Below are 18668 nucleotides of genomic sequence, written 5' to 3' on the forward strand. Positions count from 1 at the left end.
AGGACTGCCCGACCGGGGCGCCCGACCGGCGGTGCCCGACCGGGACGCCCGGCTGGCGGAGCCGATGCAGGAGCCCCTCGGCCACCGGGACGCTCAGCCCGGACGCCCGACTGGCGCTGCTCGGCCGCGACGCCCGACCGACGGCGCCCGACCGACGGCGGCTAGCCGACGGCGCCCGGCTGGCGGCGCCCGGTCGGGATGCCCGACAGGACTGCCCGACCGGGGCGCCCGACCGGCGGTGCCCGACCGGGACGCCCGGCTGGCGGAGCCGATGCAGGAGCCCCTCGGCCACCGGGACGCTCCCGGGACGCCCGGCTGGCGGTGCCCGGCCGGGACGCCCGACCGCGGTTCCCGACGGACGGCGCCCGACCGGCGGCGGCTAGCCGACGGCGCCCGGCCAGCGCCGCCGGTGAAGGAGCCCCCTTCCCGGCGGAGCGATCCCGTGGCGACCGCGTCAGCTGTCCTAGGGTCGCTCCATCGGGAGCGCGTCGGCGATCTCGCGGCGGAGGTCGGTCGCCTCGGCTTCGAGGGCCTGGATTCGGGCCTCCCGGCGGGCGGCCAGCTCTTCGAGCCGGGTCGTCTCGTCCGCGATGACCCGGCATGCCAGGTCGACGGCCGCGTCCGCCTCCTCCGCGCTCGCGTGTCCGGCGTAGTCCTTCAGTGCCGCCTCGACCGCGGCGACACCGCCACGGCCGAGGATCCCGGCCACGTACTCGTAGTCCATCCCCGCATCCTGACAGCCGCGCGGGGATCTCGGGCCGTCACCCTCCGGTCCCACCTCGCTCAGCGGTTCTCGGTCAGGTCGGACTCGGCCGGTCGCGCCGCCGAGAAGCCGCGCTGCGCCGTCGGCTTCGGCCCGCAGAACGCCGCCTCCAGCGTGCCGCCGAGGGCCGTGTTCGCGGCGCCCCGGTTCGAGGTGTTCGCCATCGCGGCGAGGCTGCGCCGGCCGTCCCGGGTCGCGAACGCGTAGGTGTAGAAGCCCTGGACGGTGCCGGTGTGGCCGTACACCTGGGTGCCGCAGGAGAGGTTGTAGCGCCGCAGACCGAGGCCGTAGAAGCGGGTGCCGACGGCATCGGTCGGGGTGACCGTGGTCATCGCGTCCAGCATGCGCGGCGACAGCAGCCAGCCGCGCATCAGCGCGGTCGTGAAGGTGTTCAGGTCCGCGGGGCTGGAGACGACGGCTCCGGCCGACTGCGCCCAGGAGACGGTCTGTTCGGTCGAGTCGACGAGCGGCGCGCCCTCCTCGTCGGGGTGGAGATAGCCGCGCGCGTGGAGGCCCTTGATGCGGGTGTCGGGGTGTACGTACGAGGTGTTCCGCAGGCCCAGCGGCCTGATGACGCGGCGCTCGTACTCCTTGGCGACCGGCCTGCCGGTGAGCTTCTCGATGAGCATGCCGACGACGACGAAGTTGGCGTTCGAGTACTTGTACGCGACGCCCGGCTCGGTCGTGCGCGGCAGGCTCAACGAGAGGTCTACGAGCTCCTGGTAGGTGAACACCCGGTTCCGTACGGCCTCGAAGCCGGGCACGGTCTTGTCGAACATCGCGTCGGTGTACTCGCCCAGACCGCTGCGGTGGCTGAGCAGATGCCGGACCGTGATCCTGTCGTCGGGCAGCAGCCCGGGCAGATAGCGGTTCACCGGCTCGTCGAGTTCGAGCCTGCCCTCGTCCACGAGCTGGAGCAGTACGACGGTGGAGAAGGTCTTGCTGACACTGCCGATCCGGAACCGGGCCTTGATGTCCATCGGCGCGCCCGAAACGCGGTCACGGACGCCCACGGTCCGCGTCTCGGCGCCGTCGGGGCCGGTGAACCGGGCCATCGCGCCGGGTGCGCCGTTGGCCATGGCGGCGTTCAGCGCCCCGAGCACGCCGTCCATGTCGGGAGCGGGTACGGGAGCGGGAGCCGTGGGTGCGGCCCGGAGGGCGTGCGCGGCGGACGATCCCGACGCGGCGGACGCGGTCGTGACGGGGGTGATTGCGCCGGCCAGCGCGGCGATCAGCGTGGCCGTGACGGTCAGTCTGCGGCGGGGCGACAGGGGCATGTTGCTACCTCGGCTTCTTCGGGTTCCTCGTCGACTCGGTGGGCGCGAGCCGCGCAGGCACCGGGAATCCGGCACGCTCATTGCGCCGCCCCCCTGCCCTACCGATCAGGAGTGACAACGGCGACGGGAGGTTCCCGTCACGCGCGACGGAATCGCCCTCCGCCGGCCGGAAGCCCGGCGGCCCCCGGTGCGTCCGGATTCCGGTTCCCCCCGCCCCCCGCCCCGCCTCGGCGCGTCACTAAGGCCCGCGGCCGAATGGTGTCAAGCTCCGCCAGACGACCCCATATTGACGGTCGGTCACCTGTTCGTGACCCAGTGATAAGATCGCTTCGCTTACGGAGCGGTGGATGGGTGCACGACGACATCTCCGACCTCGGCGACCTTCCGTACGGTTGACCCCCGCACGAACGGTCCGCCGGTCCACCCGCATTGACGGAGTTCAGCAACTGACCGTCAGTCGCCTGAAGAGAGCCTTATGACGTATTACGCACAGAACCCAGTGATCTGGGCCCTCTTGGCTGCCACCCTCGGCGCCGTAGCCGTAATTCTTCGCCAGCGCAAGGCGATACGGACTTTACGGCAGGAGACCGAGGAGCTCAAGGCCCACTACTCCGCATTGGAGAACAGCTACTCGAAATCCGTCGAGGACGAGAAGGAACGGGCCCAGGACTCGACAAAATCGGTCCTCAAGTCCGCCATGCGGACCCTTCAGGGCCTTGCCGCCGAGCAGCAGTTGGTCATCTCAGGACTGCAGAGCAAGTACGGCGATTCCGTCATGCTCCACGATCTCCTGGAGATCGACCACACCAATTCCCAGTTCGGCCGGCGCGCCCAGTCCATCGCCGTCCTCTGTGACGGCTGGCTGGGCCGGCAGCGCGAGGTCGCCTCGGTCTACGACGTGGTCCGCAGCGCGCAGGGAAGAATCCGCCACTTCCGCCGGGTGGAGATTCTCTCGCAGGTCGACTTCGGCATCACGAGCCGCGCCGTCGAACCGGTGGCGCTTGCTCTCGCCGAGCTTCTCGACAACGCGACGAGCTATTCCAGCCCGGACACCGTGGTCGAGATCAATATTCGTACCGTGCCCAAGGGAATTTGTATCGTCGTCGACGATGCCGGTGTCGGCATGAACGACGAGGAGCGGGCCAGGGCCGGGAAACTCCTGTCGACCGAGCGCGTCTCCGGAGTCTCTGGACTCGGCAGCCCGCCGCAGTTCGGTTTCGCCGTGATCGGGGTGCTCTGTGAGCGCTTCGGCTTCGAGGTGTCCGTGGATTCCAGTTCACCGTACGGAGGCGTCCGCGCCGTCCTCCTGCTGCCGCACGAGCTGCTCACCGGCATGCCGGAGAAGAAGGCCCCGGCACCGGCCGTCCACGCCGCGTCCGCCGGGTCCGCGACGGAGCCGAGCGGCCCCACCTCCGCGGTGACCACGGCCACGACCGACGACGGTCTGCCGCGGCGGCGCCGCAAGCGGCCGATGGCCATCGTGACCGGCGGCACGTCGGAGACGCCCACGGCGACCCGCTCCGGTGCCGAAACCGCCGCGATCATGGGGGCGTTCCAGCGCGGTACGCAATCCGGACGGGCCGCGCGCCCGGACGCGGCGGATCAGACGAGCAGCACACGTGGTGCGAGCAGCGAAGGGCATGAGGTCTCGTGAACGACGATCTGTCATGGATGCTTGACAGCGCCCTGGAGATTCCGGGGGCACTGCACGCGGTCCTCGTCTCCGCCGACGGCCTGCTGATGGCCCGGACGAGGGACTTCGGGAAGGACAACGCGGACACGGTCGCCGCCGCGATGAGCGGGATGCAGTCGCTCAGCCGCTCGCTCGGGTTCTTCGTCGAGGCCGGGCAGGTGCAGTGGCGGCAGACGCTGGTCGAGTTCGACGGCGGCTGGGTCTTCCTGATCTCCGCCGGGGAGGGCGCCTACCTGGGCGTCTCCGCCTCGCCGGACGTCGACATGCAGGACATCACCTTCCGGATGCAGCAGCTCGTCGGTCAGCTGGGCAAGGCCCTGATGACGCCGCCGCGCGAGAACCTCGGCGCCCGCTCATGAGCCGTTTCGAGGAACTGGGGCCCGAGGCGGCGGAGTTAGTACGCCCGTACGTCATCACCAAGGGACGCGGCCTGCCCGACGAGGAGCAGCTGTCCCTGGTCACTCTCGTCACCGCGGCGGCCGACCACCAGCAGCGCCCGACCCGGCTGTCTCCCGAGGAGCAGGGCCTGCTCGAGCTGTGCACCGCCGGCTACCTCTCGGTCGCCGAGGTCGCGGGGCACACACGGCTGCCCATCGGCGTGGTGAAGATCCTTCTAGCCGCCCTCACCGAGGGCGGCTACCTCATCACCCGCCCGCCCGTGCAGCGTGCCGCGCTCGCGGACCGGGACATCCTCGAGGAGGTGTTGAATGGGCTCCGCGCCAAGTTTGGATGAGCAGGCGTACGTACGCGGCGGTGCGACGCAGACGGCCGTGAAGATCCTCGTCGTCGGCCACTTCGCCGTCGGCAAGACCACGTTCATCGGTGCGATATCGGAGATCCCTCCGCTGACCACCGAGGAGACGATGACCCGCGCCGGCGAGTCGTTCGACGACCTCAAGGGCGTCCGGAGCAAGACCACCACCACGGTGGCCATGGACTTCGGCCGTCTGACCATCAGCGAACGCGTCGTGCTGTACCTGTTCGGAACGCCCGGTCAGCAGCGCTTCGTCCAGATGTGGGAGGACATGGCGCGCGGCGCGCTCGGAGCGCTGGTGCTTGTCGACCCGGAGCGGCTGGCGGACTCCTTCGCCGTGATCGACCTGATCGAGCAGTACGGCCTCGACTACGCGATCGCGATCAACCGCTTCGACGGCACGGCCGACCGCGAGGTACGGGCGCTGCGCGAGGCGCTGGACCTGCTAGACGACACGCCCATCGTCACGTGCGACGCCCGCGACGAGAAGTCGTCCGCCGACGCGCTGATCACTCTCGTCCGCTACCTGCTGGACCGCGCTCACTAGGAAGCACAGACATGGACGCTCAACCCACCGCCCCCGTACCCCCGCCCGGGTGCCCCGCCCACGACGTCGGCGGCCGGGTTCCGCTGTACGGGCCGGAGTTCCAGGCCGATCCGCAGGCGTACTACAGCTATCTGCGCCACTACGGTCCAGCCGCGCCCGTGGAGCTCGCTCCGGGGGTGGACGCGACGCTCGTCACGGACTACGCGACGGCGCTGCAACTCCTCCAGGACTCGGGCTCGTTCCGCAAGGACGCGCGCCGCTGGCGGGACCTCCGCGACGGGCTGATCCGCCCCGACAATCCGGTCGTGCCCGTCCTCGCGTACCGGCCCAACGCGATGTTCAGCGACGGCGCCGAGCACCTGCGGCTGCGGCAGGCGGTCACGGACAGCATGGCCCGCGTCGACGCGCGCAAGCTGAGCCGGACCACGGAGCAGGTCTCCGAGTACCTGATCGCGCAGTTCGGCGCGCGGGGCTCCGCCGACCTGCTCGGTGACTACGCCAGGCAGCTGCCGCTCTTCGTCTTCAACGAACTCTTCGGCTGCCCGGCCGACATCGGCGACCGCGTGCTGTTCGGCATCATCGGCATGTTCGACGGCATCAACGCCGAGCGGGCGGTCGAGGTGCTCTTCGGCGCCGTCGGCGAACTGGTGGCGCTGAAGCGTGCCAGGCCGGGCGAGGACGTCACCTCCTGGCTGCTTCAGCACCCGGCGAAGTTGACCGACGAGGAGATGGTCCATCAGGTCGCCCTGCTCCTGGGTGCGGGCACCGATCCGCTGGGCAACCTCCTCGGCAACACCCTGCACCGGCTGCTCACCCACGACCGGTACGCCGACGGCGGCGGCCTGATCGACGAGGCCATCGACGACACCCTGTGGGACAACCCGCCCATGGCCAACTACGCGCCGCACTACCCGGCCGCCGACATGGAGTTCGCGGGGCAGAAGTTCCGCGCCGGTGATCTGGTGCTGGTCAGTTTCGCGGCCGCCAACACGGGGCCGAAGCTGGCCGCCGCACGCGAGGCCGGCAGCAACAGGTCCCACCTGGCGTGGAGCGCGGGCCCGCACGCCTGCCCGTCGAAGGAGCCCGCGCGGCAGATCACCGTGACCGCCATCGAGCACCTGCTCAACCAACTCCCCGATGTCGAACTGTCGGTGCCCGAGGAGAGCCTCGTCTGGCGTCCGGGCCCGTTCAACCGGGGCCTCACCACGCTTCCCGCGCGGTTCACCCCGGTCGCCGCGCGCCGGACGGGCGCGCAGACGGGCCCCGAGGCGGCCGCGCGTCCGGAGGAGTCCGAGGCGGGCCGCAAGCGCGAACGCGGGGGTATGTGGAGCCGGTTCCTCAACTGGCTGGCGGAGTGAGAAGCGTAACTCCGCTTGGCTCCCCCGCCCTCGCATGAACGATCCGGCACGGGGGTAGTGAGCACCGCGTTGTTCGAGGTGCTTACGAGAAGAAGGAGGTGTCGTGGACCACATATCCACCGACGCCGGTTTCCTGCCCGGCCAGACCGAGTTCGGCCCCCTCGATACCCGCCCATCCGGGCGGGTATCTTCTTGGGCGCTCAGGCGCAGTACGGAGACGCTCGGCGGTCACGCGGCGAGACAGGTCCTGCGGCTGTGCGAGGCCGCGGGGCTGAGCGGGGCCGACTCCGCCGCGTACGCGCGGACGTTGCTCACGGCGCTGGACGGCGTCGGTGAGCGGCCGCTCGAACTGCCGCCCCCGGACCGCTCGTTCCTCTCGGACGACCACACGCCCGTGGAGTTCTCCCTCGCCTTCACCCCGGGCGCGCACCCGACGCTGCGTGTGCTGCTCGAGCCGGGGTGCGGCGCCGCCGACCTGGCGCAGAACGGGCGCACCGGGCTGCGGGTCGTCCGCCAGATGGCACAGCGCTGGGGCTTTGACACCCGGCGGCTGGACGAACTTGAGGACCTGTTCTTCCCGCTGGACCCGCAGGGTCCGCTGGCGCTCTGGTGCGCCCTGGAGCTGGTCCCCGGCGGGGTGCCCAAGGCCAAGGTGTACCTGAACCCGGCGGCGTCCGGGCAGGAACGTTCCGCCGAGACGGTGCGGGAGGCCCTGCGCCGGCTCGGCCACCCGCGGGCGTACGCGGCGCTGCCCGAGAGCGATCGGCCGCTGTTCTTCGCCCTGGATCTGGGTGACTGGGAAGAACCCCGGGTGAAGGTCTACCTCGTGCACGAGGACCTGTCGGCCGCGGAGGCCGCCGGCCTGTCCCGTATGGACGGCGGCCCGGGACGGACGGAGATCGAACGGTTCTTCCGCACGGCGGCCGGACACGACCTCGACGGCGACGGCCTCGGCCCCGTGGACGTACCGCTCGACCGGCGGCCGGGCCTGAGCTGTCACGCCTTCACCGAGAGCCGGTCCGGGCGGCCCACCGGGTTCACCCTGCACATCCCGGTCCGCGACTACGCCCGCCACGACGGGGAGGCCTTCGACCGGGCGGTGGCCGAACTCCGCCGCCACGGCATGGACCCCGACCCGCTCGTCCGGGCCCTGGCGGCCGTCACCCCGCGCCGTCTCCAGGACGGCGTGGGGCTCATCGCGTATCTGGGACTCGCCCACCAGCAGGGCCGGCCGCCGCGGATCAACGTGTACATCTCCTCGGAGGCGTACGCGGTCAGACCGCCGGCCCCGGTGGCGGTACCGTCCCCGCAGGCCGAGCCCGTCCACTGAGACCGCGCGCCCTCCCTATCGCGAGGCGGTAGGCGCCCGGCGCTACGCGTCCTGCAACTCCCGCAGTTCCCGCAGGTAGGGGCCGACGTCCACCTGGATGGAGGCGCCTTCGGTCTTCCGGCCGTAGCGCGCCTCGATGCTGTCGAGGTACGTGCCGATCTCCTCGCGCATGACCTCCGCGGGCGGCAGGGTCACGTCGCCGTCGACGATCGATGCCACCCAGCGCGCCTGGGCTTCCACGAGGCGCGTGATCGAGCCCACGGGGCGGATGAGACCGACGAAGTACAGGCCGGGCCGGTCGGGTGCGACGACCCGCCTGTACAGCTCGACCACGCCCTGCTTCCTGCCCGCCGGACACCCGGCGGGCAGGAAGGGGAAGTCCATGCGGAATCCGGTGCAGTAGACGATCGCGTCAGCCTCCGCCACGGTCCCGTCGGTGAAGGAGACCCGGTCGCCGTCCAGGGAGTCGATCGCCGGCTTGGGGGTCACCCCGCCGTGGCGTATGCGGCTGAGGATCTCGTCCGAGATGGTCACGGCCGAGGAGAAGATCGCGTGGTCGGGCTCGGGCAGGCCGTAGTCCGACAGCTTCCCCCGCGCCACGAGCAGCGCCTGTTCGACGAAGCTCCGCTGCTCGGAGAAGGACATGTCGTGCCACCACGGCGCGTCTGCGATCAGGTCCACGGACGTGCCGAAGAGCTGCTTGGGCACGACGTGCAGCCCCCGGCGGACGGAGAGCAGAGTCCGCGCGGCGTGCCGGGAGAGGTCCGTGGCGATGTCCACGCCCGACGCCCCCATCCCCACGACGACGACCCGCTGCCCGGCGAAGTCCCGGCCGTCGTGGTAGTCCATCGAGTGGAGAATCCTTCCTGCGAAGGTCTCCGAGCCCGGCGGGAGCGGATTCGGCAGAGCCGGCACCGTGTTGTGGCCGGAGGCGACGATCACCTGCGCGAACCGCCGTTCCGTCACCTCTCCCCGCGCGTCCCGGCTGACGACCGTCCAGGCGTCGTCGCCGTCCTGCCGCACGGAGAGCACTTCCGTACGCAGTTCGACGCGGGGCAGGAGTCCGGCCCACTCGGCGAAGGACCGCAGATAGGCGGCGACGTCGCTGTGCCCGGGGTAGAGGGGCAGCTCGTCCGGCATCGGGAAGTCGGTGTACCCGGTGAGCTGCTTGGCGGTGTTGAGATGCAGCGACAGATACGCCGGGCCCTCCTCTCCCGCCCCGGGCTGGCGCCAGATCCCTCCGACGTCCGGCGCCTTCTCCAGACAGACGAAGCCGATTCCCCTGGCCGCGAGCGCGTGCGCGGTCGCAAGCCCCGAGAGGCCGGCACCGATGACGCACACCGTCGCGGCAGGGGAAGCACCGATCACACGTGACCCGCCCAAGGAACCCTCCACAGAACACCATCCGTCCTTGCACCGGCGACGGCCGCCGCCGCTGTCCCCCCGTGCGGGAGCCGGGGCCTCACGATACCGACCGGCCCGTGAAGGGGAGTTGCGAGGTGGCAGGCCCGGGGAGCGACGGCGGGCGGGCCGTATACGAGAACGTCATGGAAAAGTCTCCTCCGGGTTACACGGTGACCCCCTGCCCCGTGCCACGCTCCCGGATGCAAGAAGTCAACACGCGTAGAACGCCGAGCCGTTGAGCGGGCTCCGCGTTCCGGCGCGTGCCGTCCCCCGCGAAAGGTCCCCCCATGTCCGTTGTGCACCCCGGCAGATGGAAGGCTTTGGCCGCGTCCATATCCGCCGTCCTCATCGGTCTCATGCTTCCCGCGGTCGCCGCGACCCCGGCGAGCGCCACCACCACCGCGTACGACAGCACGTACTACCAGAACGCGATCGGCAAGACCGGTACGAGCCTGAAGTCCTCGCTGCACACGATCATCAGCAGCCAGAGCAGGATCTCGTACGACGCCGTCTGGAACGCGCTCAAGGTCACCGACCAGGACCCGAGCAACACCGCCAACGTGATCCTGCTGTACAGCGGCGTCTCGCGCAGCAAGAGCCTCAAGGGCGGCGACGTGGGCGACTGGAACCGTGAGCACGTCTGGGCCCAGTCCCACGGCAGCTTCGGCACCTCGGCCGGCCCCGGCACGGACCTGCACCACCTGCGCGCGTGCGACGTGCAGGTCAACAGCATCCGCGGCAACAAGGACTTCGACAACGGCGGCAGCGCGGTCAGCGGCGCGCCCGGCAGCTACACGGACTCCAACTCCTTCGAGCCGCGCGCCGCGGACAAGGGCGACGTGGCCCGCATGATCCTCTACATGGCCGTCCGCTACGAAGGTGACGACGCCTGGGCCGACCTGGAGCCGAACGAGTCCACGTCCAACGGCAGCGTCCCCTGGCACGGCCGCCTCTCGGTCCTGAAGCAGTGGAACGAGCAGGACCCGCCGAGCGCCTTCGAGGAGCGCCGCAACGACATCATCCACGGGACCTACCAGGGCAACCGCAACCCGTTCATCGACCACCCGGAGTGGGTCGAGGCGATCTGGTAGCCGCACCCTCGCCCGCCGAGCGCGGCTGATACGGGACGGGGGCTGCCAGGTCCGAAGGGGGTCCCGTCGGGCAGCATGGGCAGTATGAACTCGGAGCAGCCGCCGCCTCAGGAAGCGAAGGACGTCGTCCCCACGGCCACCCTGCTGAACTCGGCCGACGTCAGGAACGCCAAGACGACCCTTCTCGGACTCCTCGGCCGCACGGGCGTGCCCGCGGACGAGGCCGGGCAGCTGATCGCCCTCGTCGAGGCGGGCGCCCTCGCCGAGGCGCACTCCGAGGTCGTCCACGGCGGGGACGCCGCCCCGGAGGAGAGGGGAGAGCGCTACGGCCTCGGGTGGCGCGACGGTGCCCGGGCGGTCGGCGACGCGCTCCTCCGCGTCGCCGAGCGCGCCCTGCGGGAGGCCATCGGCCCGGACGTGCCGGGCACCTTCGAGGAGGGCGGGGCGACGGAAACGCCGCACGTCCACCCCCCGGTCGGAGGGGTGGACGTGGAGCGGGCGAAGGTGGCGGTGACCCCGCTCTACCTCGGGTTCAGCCACCTCTCCGACCTGGACCCCGAGGTCGCGGACGACGTCCTCGTCGCCGTCCTCGGCACCATGAGCACCGCCGAACGGGCCGGATACGCGGGTCGGCTCGACGCGTTCGCCGTGGCCAGGAGCGGAGAGCTTTCCCGGCTGTACGGGGAGTACGGACCCGGCAGCGACGTCTCCATCCACGGCCGCTACGCCCTCCTCCACTCCCCCGCCAGCATCGCCGTGCTCGAACGTCTCGTCTCGGCACCGGCCGCGCTGCGGGAGGAGTGGGACCGCGGGGAGCTGCCGCCCGTCTGGCTGGAAGGACTGGCGAAGGCCTGGGGCGCCACGACGGGTGAGTGATCGCCGGCGGCTACTGCGCGTAGGTCTCGAACTCGGCGACCTTCGGCGTGCCGGTGGAGCCGGTGATCTCGAAGGTGACCTTGGTGAGCGAGGTCCGGGGGAAGGTGATGGCGCCCGCCCCGCTGCCGGAGGTCAGGAGCGCGCCGGTGTCGGCGTTGACGACCCTCCAGGACCCGATGGTGCCGGCGGAGCCTGCCGCCTCCCGGATGTCGATCCTGGACACGGCGGTGGCGGTGGCCCACTTGATCGAGACGGAACCGGTCGTCCCGACCGGTGACCAGTAGGTGCTCATGTCACCGTCGCGCACGTTGCCGTAGCTCGTGCCGTCGGCCTTGCTGGAGCCGTCGGAGCCGGCCCCGATGCTGAGGTTGGTCCCGGCGGACTGGGTCGGCGTGGGCGCAGGAGTGGTCGTGGTCGCGGTCGGTGCCGGGGTGGTCGGTGCCGGTGTCTGCGGGGTGCAGCTGCCGTCCGACACCTGCAGGGCCTTGCCGGCGCCCGCCGTCTGGCTCACGACGGCCGGCACACAACTGGCGTTGTCGAGGCTGTAGGCGTAGGGGATGGCGACGGTCGTGTTGGACTGCGGGTTCGGACCGGCGGGGTTGTAGTCGGTACCGGGCGCCGACCAGGTCACGTTGTCGAAGACGTTGCCGCTGACCTGCCAGTAGCCGGCCGCGTCCGTGTAGAAGGTGCCGAGGACGTCCTTGGAGTCCTCGAAGTAGTTGTTGTCCACCTTGGCGCGGGCCCCGGCGCGGGAGTTGATGCCGGATTCGTTGAGGCTCACGTAGTGGTTGTTGTACATGTGGGCGGTCCCGCCCCGCAGCAGGGGCGCGCGGGAGTCGATGTTCTCGTACAGGTTGTGGTGGTACGTGATGAAGCCGTTGGAGAGGTCGGTCTCGCTGGAGCCGACGAGCCCGCCGCGGCCGGAGTTGCGCAGGATGCTGTAGGACAGCGTCACGTACTGGGTGTTGTCCTTCATGTCGAAGAGGCCGTCGAACCCTTCCGCCTCTCCGCCCGACGCCTCCAGGGTGGTGTGGTCGACCCACACGTTGCGGACGCCGCTCTCCATGCCGATGGCGTCACCGCCGTTGGAGAGGGGCGAGCCCGACTTCTTGACGTTCCGTAGGGTCACGTTCTGGATGATGATGTTGCTGGCTTCCCGTATGTGGATGCCCAGTTGGTCGAAGACGGCGCCGCTGCCGACGCCGACGAGGGTGACGTTGCTGATCTGCTTGAGCTCGATCACGCCGTCGGCGGTGTTGCAGGAGGTGCCCGACACCTTGCTGGTGTTGCCGTGGTTGATGGTCCCCTCGACCTCGATGGTGATCGGGGTGCTGCTGCTGGCCCGCCCGCACAGGGCCGCGTGGATCGCGGTCCCCGTGGTGGCCCGCACGGTCTGTCCGCCCGCGCCTCCCGTGGTCCCGCCGTTCTGGGTGGCGTAGCCGGTGGCGGTGCCGGTCGCCGCCGATGCCTCGGGCATCGTCAGCACCACTCCGGCCGCGGCCGCGAGGGCCGCCGTGGCCAGCCCCGCGCCGAGTCGCAGTGCGACTGGTCGTCTCATTCTCGTGTCCCCATTCGTGTTCGAGCATGCGTCTTCGACAGGTGTCTTCGGGACAGCTGTCTTCGAGTACCGGGTGATCTGCTGCTGTAGCGGCTCATGCGCAGAAGTCACGACAGGACCGCGACGGTCGCTTTCGCCGGAACGGTCCGTGAGCGATAGAAAGCGCTTTCTGACCGTGACAATAGGGTGGCTTCCGCTGAGCTGACAAGGTGCCGTCAGACAGAAAAGAGCGTCACCGCGCACGTACGCCGATGCAGGGGTGCCCCCCCCGTCACATCGTGCGAACACCCCGCAGCGGACAGCGAGTTCACGCCCGTACGTCGTCCTCCGTTTGGCGGAGATCGGTATGACGGAGACAGGAGGCGACGACCACGAAGGGCCACACCGACTGCATGCACGTCACCAGGCGTTCGGCGACTCCCGCCGCGCCGTGACGGTTCGTCTCGATCATGAACCAGAGCGCGCCGAGGCCCATCAGAGCGGTCGCCGCGACCGAGGGCAGGAGCCGTAGCGCCCAGGGCACGGCTACGCCGCGTTCGGCGGCCAGGACCGGCCACAGCGCCAGGAAGGCGAAGCCGATCGCCGCGACCGAGCCGTGGTGCAGGGACCCCCCGCTGCTCGGCGCCGGGAGCAGGGACACCACCACGGCCGCCACGCCGCCGGCCGCCAGGGTCACCCGCCCGGCGAGCGCGGCCGGGCGCAGCCCCCAGGCGGTGAGCAGGTGACAGACGCCCAGCCCGAAGAGTGCTGCGGTCATCACCCAGAACCCCTCGGCCCCGTAGGCCGCCAGGACGCTGATCGTCTGGGTGACGGGATCGTAGGCGGGTCCCTCCAGCCGCGCAGCGATCAGCCAGCCTCCGGCCAGCAGCACAGGGGCACACCCGGACGAGATGAGGGCCCACCGAGGAACAGGTCGCATCGGCCCACCGTAAGCCGCTCGGCCCCCTCTGCCACGCGTACGCGGGCGGGATGGGCTCCGAATGGGTGTGTGCGGATCGCTCAGCGCGGCGGGGAGTGCGGCCATCCCGGAGCCGAGCCCGTAGACGGCCTGTGTCGCTCGGCGACCGGCGGATACAGAGCCGCGACAAGGGCGCCGGCGCCCGCGAGGCCGCCCACGAACGACACGAACGGGGCGCCTCCAGCCACGCGGAGAGCAGGGCCCCGGCGTCGAATCCCGGACCGCCCCCGCCTCGGCGGTCGCTCCACGGAGCAGGGCGAGCGCCAGGCGGCCGGCATCGTCAATTCTGGCCATCCGAGGCCGCGTCCACGCGTCAAAGCTGGGCGAGAATGTCCGCCTTCAGGCGGTCGTACTCAGCGACCGCCTCGGGCACGCCATCGAAGTAGTCCTCCCAGAACCCGGCCCGCTGCCACTCGCGCGGCGCCAACGTCAGCGAGTCATCCGCCAGTCCAGCCACCCAGCAGGCGGGCAGGCGCCCGCTGACAACGGTGAACATCGCCGTGTCCCACAGCCCTGGAGAGTCGAAGGACCCCGACTCGCTGTCGGCCGGATCCGGAATTCGAAACAGCACTCGGCCACTCCCGGTCACCACTTCGAGGACCGGGTAGTCAGCTCCCACACGCATCGCCGGGTGGTCACTCACCACCTCACCGGAGGTGGGACTGATGATCTGAATGCAGCGGACAATCATCCGCGCAGCCTATGGACGAACCCGCCGCGGAAGTTGCGGCGCGGTGCCTCTGCACTGCCCGGACCGGTTGCACCTACATCACTGAGGCCGACACCCTCCAGGCAGCCGGCCTCAGCCTTGCTGAATCGACCAGTCTCCGCTCCGGCCGAAACCACCCCGCCTCGTCGTCCACCACGGCACGGAGAACCGTCGATCCCGGATCGAACACGGGTCAAGATCGCCCGGCTGTTCGCATTGTCGGGGGCGCGCCGGCCAGCCGATCTGATGCCACAACGCTACCGCCGCACACCCGCCCCGGGCGTGTTGAGTCAGGCGAGGTATTCGCCGTTGGCGTTGTAGACGGAGATCCAGGAGGCGCCATCTCCTTCGCTGTTGCGCCATTCCTTGTAGATGGCGGAGATGAGCTTGGCTCCGTCTCCGGCGCTGGTGAACATGTCGCCGGTGTAGTCGGTGTAGATGTCGTTGCCGTCGACGTCGAGTTTGATGATGTGCTTGGCGGCGTCTTTCTGTCCAGGGGTGCCGTGCTTGGCGGCGTATGCCTTGAGCTGGTCGAGCTGGCTCTTACGGAGTCCGCTTTCGGTCTTCTTGCCGGCGCCGTCCTTGCTGGCCTCGGGCTTCGGCTTGTCCTCCTTCTCGGCGGGGGCGGTGACGGTCTTGGTGACCGTGACGGTCGGCGCGGGGGCGGCCTTGCCGTCGCCGGCGACGGCTGCGCCGCCCGCGCAGCCGAAGAGGAGGCCGCCGAAGGCCGCGCCGATGACGCTGAGGGTGAGGGTGGTGGCGCTGTGGCCGCGCGGGAGCTGGGGCGGCGTCCAACCGTAGGGGGGCTGTCCCTGCGGGGTATTGGGGGGATAGCTCAAGGCGCGCTCCTGGTCGGGAGTTGGGGCTGAAGGGTGTACCGGGCCCTGCCGTGTGGCAGATCCCGGGGCGTCAGTAGTGGTGGCGGGAGCGGCGCTTGGCGTTGAAGTAGACGGGGTACCACAGGCCACACGTGCAGAGGATCAGGAACCAGTGGCCGAGGGTGCCGAAGAAGCCGGGGCCGTGCTTGGTGACGCGCATCTGGTTGGCGACGACGACCTGTTGCGGCTGCTGGGGCCGGCCGTAGCCGTACCCGGCGGGCGGCTGGCCGTAAGGCGGGGCGGGCGGCTGCTGCTGTCCGTAGGGGGGCTGGCCCTGGGGGCCGGGCTGGTGGGGCTGCTGGGTCATGGCGGTGCTTCCTTCTCCTGGGCAAGGGAAAGCCCCAGCTCACTGCCGCATGATGGAGCCAGGGCGGCCGCCATCATGGCACGCCAACGATCAAATTGCACGCTCACGTCACATGTGAGCGATCAAATCTGGACGAGGGGCAGGCGTGAAGGTCACCACCAGCACGAACGGCGTCACCGTGGAAGAGCTGCCCAACCAGGCGGGCTACGCGTTCATCGTCGGCTTCCCCCCGGGCGGGGCGAAGCCGAACGGCTTCTACGTCTCCGCGCCCGAGGACGCGCCGGTCACGGCGACGCTCCTCCGGCGCCTGCCCCTGGACCTAGCTGGTGGGCCTGGTGGATGAGCTATTGGCGGTCTGGGACGGGAAACCGGCCTGGGCGTACGGCGGGACGGCGGACGTGGTGGCGTACGCCGAGCGGACCGGCGTCCCGGTCCGGGTGCTGTGGCCGGAGGGCGCCACTGCCTGACCCGCAGCACCACGATGGCCCGCTCCCCGACTCGGGGGCGGGCCGACTTCTTTTGACGGGGATGCCCGGATCACCGGAACACCGAATCCGGGATCTGCGTCACATGACCTTCGATCAATAAGCACTGGCGGCACCGCGCCCCACGAAACATCACGAACTATCACATTTGCGAGATGAAGTCGCCGAGCCGGCCGAACCCCTCGGCCCGAGGATCAAGCGGGCACGTTTCTGCTGAACCAGCCCGTGAACACGTCCCGCTCGCCGTCGGACCGGTGCAGCTCGGCCCTCTCCAGCAGCTTCTCGGCCTCCGCCCGCCAGGTCGCGGCGTCCGCGCGTGGCGGGGGCAGGAACGGGCCTCGGTCCGGCGCGTCGGCGGCTGCCCCGAAGAAGTCGCCGCCCTTGCGCCGGACGTCGTCCGTTCCCCATGCCCGGCCGGGGCCGTTCCGGGGCACCTTCTGCAGATGGGGAATGTGCTTGGCGCAGTGGATGTACGCCTCCTCTACGGCGACCTCCACCCACACCTGGGCGCGGCGGCCGGGCACGGTGTCGTACGGCAGGTCGGCGCGGGTCTCGCGCATGGCGTCGTCGGACACGATCCGCGCCCGGCCGTTGACGTGGAGCCCGATGCGGTCCCGGACGAAGTCCATCATGAGGATGCCGACGTGGGCGTTCTCCTCGATGTTGCCGAGGCTGGCCTGGACGCCGTTGCCCCGGTACTCGGGGTAGGCGAGGGTCCGGTCGTCCAGGACGTGGAGGAAGCCGGGCGGGCCGGCCCGGAAGGTGTTGTCGCACTCGCCGTGCCGGTCGGCGGTCGCCAGGAAGAACATCTCCTGGCGCGCCACGAACTCCCGCATCCGGGGGTTGAGCCGGTCGAGGACCTGCTCGGCGTAGAACCTGTCGGCGCGTTCGGTGGTGCCCATGCGCTGCTGGACCAGGTGTTCGCCGTCGCTGCCCGGGCGTGTGGTGCGGACCGGCGCCTGCTGCGCGGCACCGGTCTGTTCGAAAGTGCTCAATTCGTTGCCCCGACCAGATCTTCGATGGAGTCGTGCCGTATGCGGTGGGTGGGGATGCCGATGCCCACCAGGGTGTCGACGCCGCGGCGGATCATGCCGGGCGGGCCGGAGAGGTAGGCGTCGTAGGAGTGCCATGGGCCGAACTGACAGACGGCATCGGGAAGTTGGCTGCACAGCTGCCCGGCGGGGCCGTCGTCGACGACCGGGCGGACCGAGAGCCAGGGGTGCGCCTGCTGCAGCCGGAGCATGGTGTCGATGTCGTACAGGTCGTGGTCGCGGCGGGCCCCGTAGAAGACCTGCATCGAACGGCGCCGGCCGTGCTGGGCCACGTCCTCGACCAGCGCCTTGATGGGCGCGATGCCGGTGCCGCCGCCGAGGCACAGCAGCCCGTTGTCCGTGGTGTGGTCCACGGTCATGGATCCCGTGGGCGCGCCGAGCCGGATCACATGTCCGGGGCGGGCGCGGTGCACGAGCGCGTTGGAGACCCAGCCCGCCGGGACGGCCTTGACATGGAAGGAGAGCAGTCCGTCGGAGCGGGGCGCGGAGGCGAAGGAGTAGTGCCGCCAGACGCGCGGCCACCAGGGGGTCTCCAGGGCGGCGTACTGGCCGGCGAGGAAAGGGTAGGGCTGGTCGGGGCGGACCGTCACGACCGCGACGTCCTGCGTACGCATCTCGTGCGCGACCACCTCCGCCTGCCACCACGGGGGTGCGCGGAGCTCGTCCTCGGCCGCCGCGTCGATCATGATCTGGGAGATCGCGGTGTAGGCGCCGATCCAGGCCGCTTCGGTCCGCGGCCCCCAGCTCTGCGTGGCGTAGCGGGAGAGGGCGCCGATGAGGCACTCGCCGACGGCCGGATAGTGCTCGGGGAGCGTGCCGTACTTCCGGTGCCCGCGGCCGAGCCGGGTGAGGTACGCGGTCAGGGTGGCGGCGTCGTCCACATGGGTCGCGGCGGTGAGGAGCGCCGTGAAGAGGCGGTCGCGCTGGGTGTCCATCGCCGCGGGGAACAGGGCCCGCAGGTCGGGATGCTTGAGGAAGAGCAGGGCGTAGAAGTACGAGGTGACGTTGTCGGCGATCGGCTCGATCTCGGCGAGGGTGCGGCGCAGGAGCGCGGCGTCCGACGTGTCCTCGGGCGCTTCGGCCCGCTGCCGGGGTACGGCCGGCTGGGGTACAGGCGGCTGGGGTGCCGTACGGCCCGGGGTGGCGGGCCAGACGCCGCCCGGGCCGCCGTGGGAACCGCTCGGAGTACGGACCGGGCCGCCACCGGGAGCGGTGACCGGGCCACCGTGGGGACCGCCCGGAGCACGTACCGGGCCGCCGCTCGGTCCACTGACCGGACCGCCGCCGGGGCCGCCGTGGGGACCGCCCGGAGCACGTACCGGGCCGCCGCTCGGACCACTGACCGGACCGCCGCTCGGGCCGCCGTGGGAACCGCTCGGACCGCTGACCGGACCGCCGCTCGGACCGCCGCCCGGCGTTCCGCTCGGGTTTCGCCCGAACCAGCCGCCGTCCGGTCTGCGGCCGCCTGAGCTCTCGTTGTCGGCCGACGTGGGGGTCGGACCATCCATCGGTTTGCCTCGCCTCGAACGTCTTTCGGTCGGTCTTCGCGCGTGGGGTCCGAGCGTGCCCCGTCGTCCCTTCCCTCTCGGAATTCCCCGTCGGCGCACCCGCCCCCGCGAAGGTGCTGT

At 70.7% G+C, this 18668-nt stretch carries 20 protein-coding genes; 10 read left to right on the plus strand and 10 right to left on the minus strand.

Annotated elements, in window-relative coordinates:
• Positions 1-463: 463 nt before the first annotated feature.
• Positions 464-724 (minus strand): hypothetical protein, encoded by a 261-nt coding sequence (locus tag ACZ4VI_RS01575; RefSeq protein WP_467995597.1) that lies wholly within the window; start codon positions 722-724, stop codon positions 464-466.
• A gap of 59 nt (positions 725-783) precedes the next feature.
• The gene (locus ACZ4VI_RS01580; protein ID WP_467995598.1) at positions 784-2040 is read right to left on the minus strand and encodes a serine hydrolase domain-containing protein; all 1257 of its coding nucleotides are present in this window, start codon (positions 2038-2040) and stop codon (positions 784-786) included.
• Positions 2041-2515: 475 nt separating this feature from the next.
• Between ACZ4VI_RS01580 and ACZ4VI_RS01585 the strand changes: the two genes are divergently transcribed.
• The 6 genes from ACZ4VI_RS01585 (at position 2516) to ACZ4VI_RS01610 (ending at position 7722) form a co-directional block, all read left to right on the plus strand.
• The gene (locus ACZ4VI_RS01585) at positions 2516-3694 is read left to right on the plus strand and encodes an ATP-binding protein (protein WP_467995600.1); all 1179 of its coding nucleotides are present in this window, start codon (positions 2516-2518) and stop codon (positions 3692-3694) included.
• Positions 3691-4092: a roadblock/LC7 domain-containing protein gene (locus ACZ4VI_RS01590; RefSeq protein ID WP_467995601.1), complete on the plus strand. Its 402-nt coding sequence runs from the start codon at positions 3691-3693 to the stop codon at positions 4090-4092. Before ACZ4VI_RS01585 ends, ACZ4VI_RS01590 begins: the two co-directional genes overlap by 4 nt.
• Positions 4089-4466, plus strand: a complete 378-nt coding sequence (locus ACZ4VI_RS01595; RefSeq protein WP_467995602.1) for a DUF742 domain-containing protein — start codon at positions 4089-4091, stop codon at positions 4464-4466. The genes ACZ4VI_RS01590 and ACZ4VI_RS01595 overlap by 4 nt, the downstream gene beginning before the upstream one ends.
• Complete coding sequence (locus tag ACZ4VI_RS01600; RefSeq protein ID WP_467995604.1) at positions 4441-5034, plus strand: GTP-binding protein; 594 nt, start codon at positions 4441-4443, stop codon at positions 5032-5034. The genes ACZ4VI_RS01595 and ACZ4VI_RS01600 overlap by 26 nt, the downstream gene beginning before the upstream one ends.
• Before the next feature lie 11 nt (positions 5035-5045).
• Complete coding sequence (locus ACZ4VI_RS01605; RefSeq protein WP_467995606.1) at positions 5046-6392, plus strand: cytochrome P450; 1347 nt, start codon at positions 5046-5048, stop codon at positions 6390-6392.
• 103 nt (positions 6393-6495) lie between these two features.
• Positions 6496-7722, plus strand: coding sequence for a tryptophan dimethylallyltransferase family protein (locus tag ACZ4VI_RS01610; RefSeq protein WP_467995608.1), 1227 nt, complete (start codon positions 6496-6498; stop codon positions 7720-7722).
• Positions 7723-7764: 42 nt separating this feature from the next.
• Here the strand turns inward: ACZ4VI_RS01610 and ACZ4VI_RS01615 are convergent, their stop codons facing one another.
• A complete protein-coding gene (locus ACZ4VI_RS01615; RefSeq protein WP_467995610.1) occupies positions 7765-9105 on the minus strand; it encodes a flavin-containing monooxygenase in 1341 nt (446 codons plus the stop codon).
• Positions 9106-9413: 308 nt separating this feature from the next.
• Between ACZ4VI_RS01615 and ACZ4VI_RS01620 the strand changes: the two genes are divergently transcribed.
• Positions 9414-10217: an endonuclease I family protein gene (locus ACZ4VI_RS01620; RefSeq protein ID WP_467995611.1), complete on the plus strand. Its 804-nt coding sequence runs from the start codon at positions 9414-9416 to the stop codon at positions 10215-10217.
• Between the two features lie 84 nt (positions 10218-10301).
• The gene (locus ACZ4VI_RS01625) at positions 10302-11093 is read left to right on the plus strand and encodes a hypothetical protein (protein ID WP_467995613.1); all 792 of its coding nucleotides are present in this window, start codon (positions 10302-10304) and stop codon (positions 11091-11093) included.
• A gap of 10 nt (positions 11094-11103) precedes the next feature.
• Here the strand turns inward: ACZ4VI_RS01625 and ACZ4VI_RS01630 are convergent, their stop codons facing one another.
• The 5 genes from ACZ4VI_RS01630 to ACZ4VI_RS01650 all read right to left on the minus strand — a co-directional run bounded on the left by ACZ4VI_RS01630 (position 11104) and on the right by ACZ4VI_RS01650 (position 15503).
• Positions 11104-12651 (minus strand): pectate lyase family protein, encoded by a 1548-nt coding sequence (locus ACZ4VI_RS01630; protein ID WP_467995615.1) that lies wholly within the window; start codon positions 12649-12651, stop codon positions 11104-11106.
• A gap of 307 nt (positions 12652-12958) precedes the next feature.
• Positions 12959-13570, minus strand: a complete 612-nt coding sequence (locus ACZ4VI_RS01635; protein WP_467995617.1) for a DUF998 domain-containing protein — start codon at positions 13568-13570, stop codon at positions 12959-12961.
• Between the two features lie 352 nt (positions 13571-13922).
• Positions 13923-14300: a hypothetical protein gene (locus tag ACZ4VI_RS01640; protein ID WP_467995619.1), complete on the minus strand. Its 378-nt coding sequence runs from the start codon at positions 14298-14300 to the stop codon at positions 13923-13925.
• 308 nt (positions 14301-14608) lie between these two features.
• Positions 14609-15157, minus strand: a complete 549-nt coding sequence (locus ACZ4VI_RS01645; protein ID WP_467995621.1) for a hypothetical protein — start codon at positions 15155-15157, stop codon at positions 14609-14611.
• Between the two features lie 70 nt (positions 15158-15227).
• Entirely contained in the window at positions 15228-15503 is a 276-nt protein-coding gene (locus ACZ4VI_RS01650; RefSeq protein WP_467995622.1) for a hypothetical protein, read from the minus strand.
• A 145-nt stretch (positions 15504-15648) separates the two neighbouring features.
• Here ACZ4VI_RS01650 and ACZ4VI_RS01655 point away from each other — a divergent pair, with 145 nt between their 5' ends.
• Positions 15649-15846 carry a hypothetical protein gene (locus tag ACZ4VI_RS01655; RefSeq protein ID WP_467995624.1) on the plus strand — a complete coding sequence of 66 codons (198 nt, stop codon included), beginning with the start codon at positions 15649-15651 and terminating at the stop codon, positions 15844-15846.
• Positions 15839-15970 carry a hypothetical protein gene (locus tag ACZ4VI_RS01660; RefSeq protein WP_467995626.1) on the plus strand — a complete coding sequence of 44 codons (132 nt, stop codon included), beginning with the start codon at positions 15839-15841 and terminating at the stop codon, positions 15968-15970. The genes ACZ4VI_RS01655 and ACZ4VI_RS01660 overlap by 8 nt, the downstream gene beginning before the upstream one ends.
• Positions 15971-16182: 212 nt before the next feature.
• Here ACZ4VI_RS01660 and ACZ4VI_RS01665 read toward each other — a convergent pair whose 3' ends face one another.
• Both ACZ4VI_RS01665 and ACZ4VI_RS01670 read right to left on the minus strand, forming a co-directional pair.
• Complete coding sequence (locus ACZ4VI_RS01665) at positions 16183-16983, minus strand: pyridoxamine 5'-phosphate oxidase family protein (protein ID WP_467995628.1); 801 nt, start codon at positions 16981-16983, stop codon at positions 16183-16185.
• Positions 16980-18548, minus strand: a complete 1569-nt coding sequence (locus ACZ4VI_RS01670) for a globin domain-containing protein (protein WP_467995629.1) — start codon at positions 18546-18548, stop codon at positions 16980-16982. Before ACZ4VI_RS01670 ends, ACZ4VI_RS01665 begins: the two co-directional genes overlap by 4 nt.
• Positions 18549-18668 lie beyond the last annotated feature (120 nt).

The sequence above is a fragment of the Streptomyces sp. NPDC029169 genome (assembly GCF_055563935.1).

Bases quoted from the DNA above. Each gene is read 5' to 3' on its own strand.
- ACZ4VI_RS01575 (WP_467995597.1), bottom strand. From the start codon at position 724: ATGGACTACGAGTACGTGGCCGGGATCCTCGGCCGTGGCGGTGTCGCC.
- ACZ4VI_RS01580 (WP_467995598.1), bottom strand. From the start codon at position 2,040: ATGCCCCTGTCGCCCCGCCGCAGACTGACCGTCACGGCCACGCTGATC.
- ACZ4VI_RS01585 (WP_467995600.1), top strand. From the start codon at position 2,516: ATGACGTATTACGCACAGAACCCAGTGATCTGGGCCCTCTTGGCTGCC.
- ACZ4VI_RS01595 (WP_467995602.1), top strand. From the start codon at position 4,089: ATGAGCCGTTTCGAGGAACTGGGGCCCGAGGCGGCGGAGTTAGTACGC.
- ACZ4VI_RS01600 (WP_467995604.1), top strand. From the start codon at position 4,441: ATGGGCTCCGCGCCAAGTTTGGATGAGCAGGCGTACGTACGCGGCGGT.
- ACZ4VI_RS01605 (WP_467995606.1), top strand. From the start codon at position 5,046: ATGGACGCTCAACCCACCGCCCCCGTACCCCCGCCCGGGTGCCCCGCC.
- ACZ4VI_RS01620 (WP_467995611.1), top strand. From the start codon at position 9,414: ATGTCCGTTGTGCACCCCGGCAGATGGAAGGCTTTGGCCGCGTCCATA.
- ACZ4VI_RS01625 (WP_467995613.1), top strand. From the start codon at position 10,302: ATGAACTCGGAGCAGCCGCCGCCTCAGGAAGCGAAGGACGTCGTCCCC.
- ACZ4VI_RS01630 (WP_467995615.1), bottom strand. From the start codon at position 12,651: ATGAGACGACCAGTCGCACTGCGACTCGGCGCGGGGCTGGCCACGGCG.
- ACZ4VI_RS01635 (WP_467995617.1), bottom strand. From the start codon at position 13,570: ATGCGACCTGTTCCTCGGTGGGCCCTCATCTCGTCCGGGTGTGCCCCT.
- ACZ4VI_RS01640 (WP_467995619.1), bottom strand. From the start codon at position 14,300: ATGATTGTCCGCTGCATTCAGATCATCAGTCCCACCTCCGGTGAGGTG.
- ACZ4VI_RS01650 (WP_467995622.1), bottom strand. From the start codon at position 15,503: ATGACCCAGCAGCCCCACCAGCCCGGCCCCCAGGGCCAGCCCCCCTAC.
- ACZ4VI_RS01670 (WP_467995629.1), bottom strand. From the start codon at position 18,548: ATGGATGGTCCGACCCCCACGTCGGCCGACAACGAGAGCTCAGGCGGC.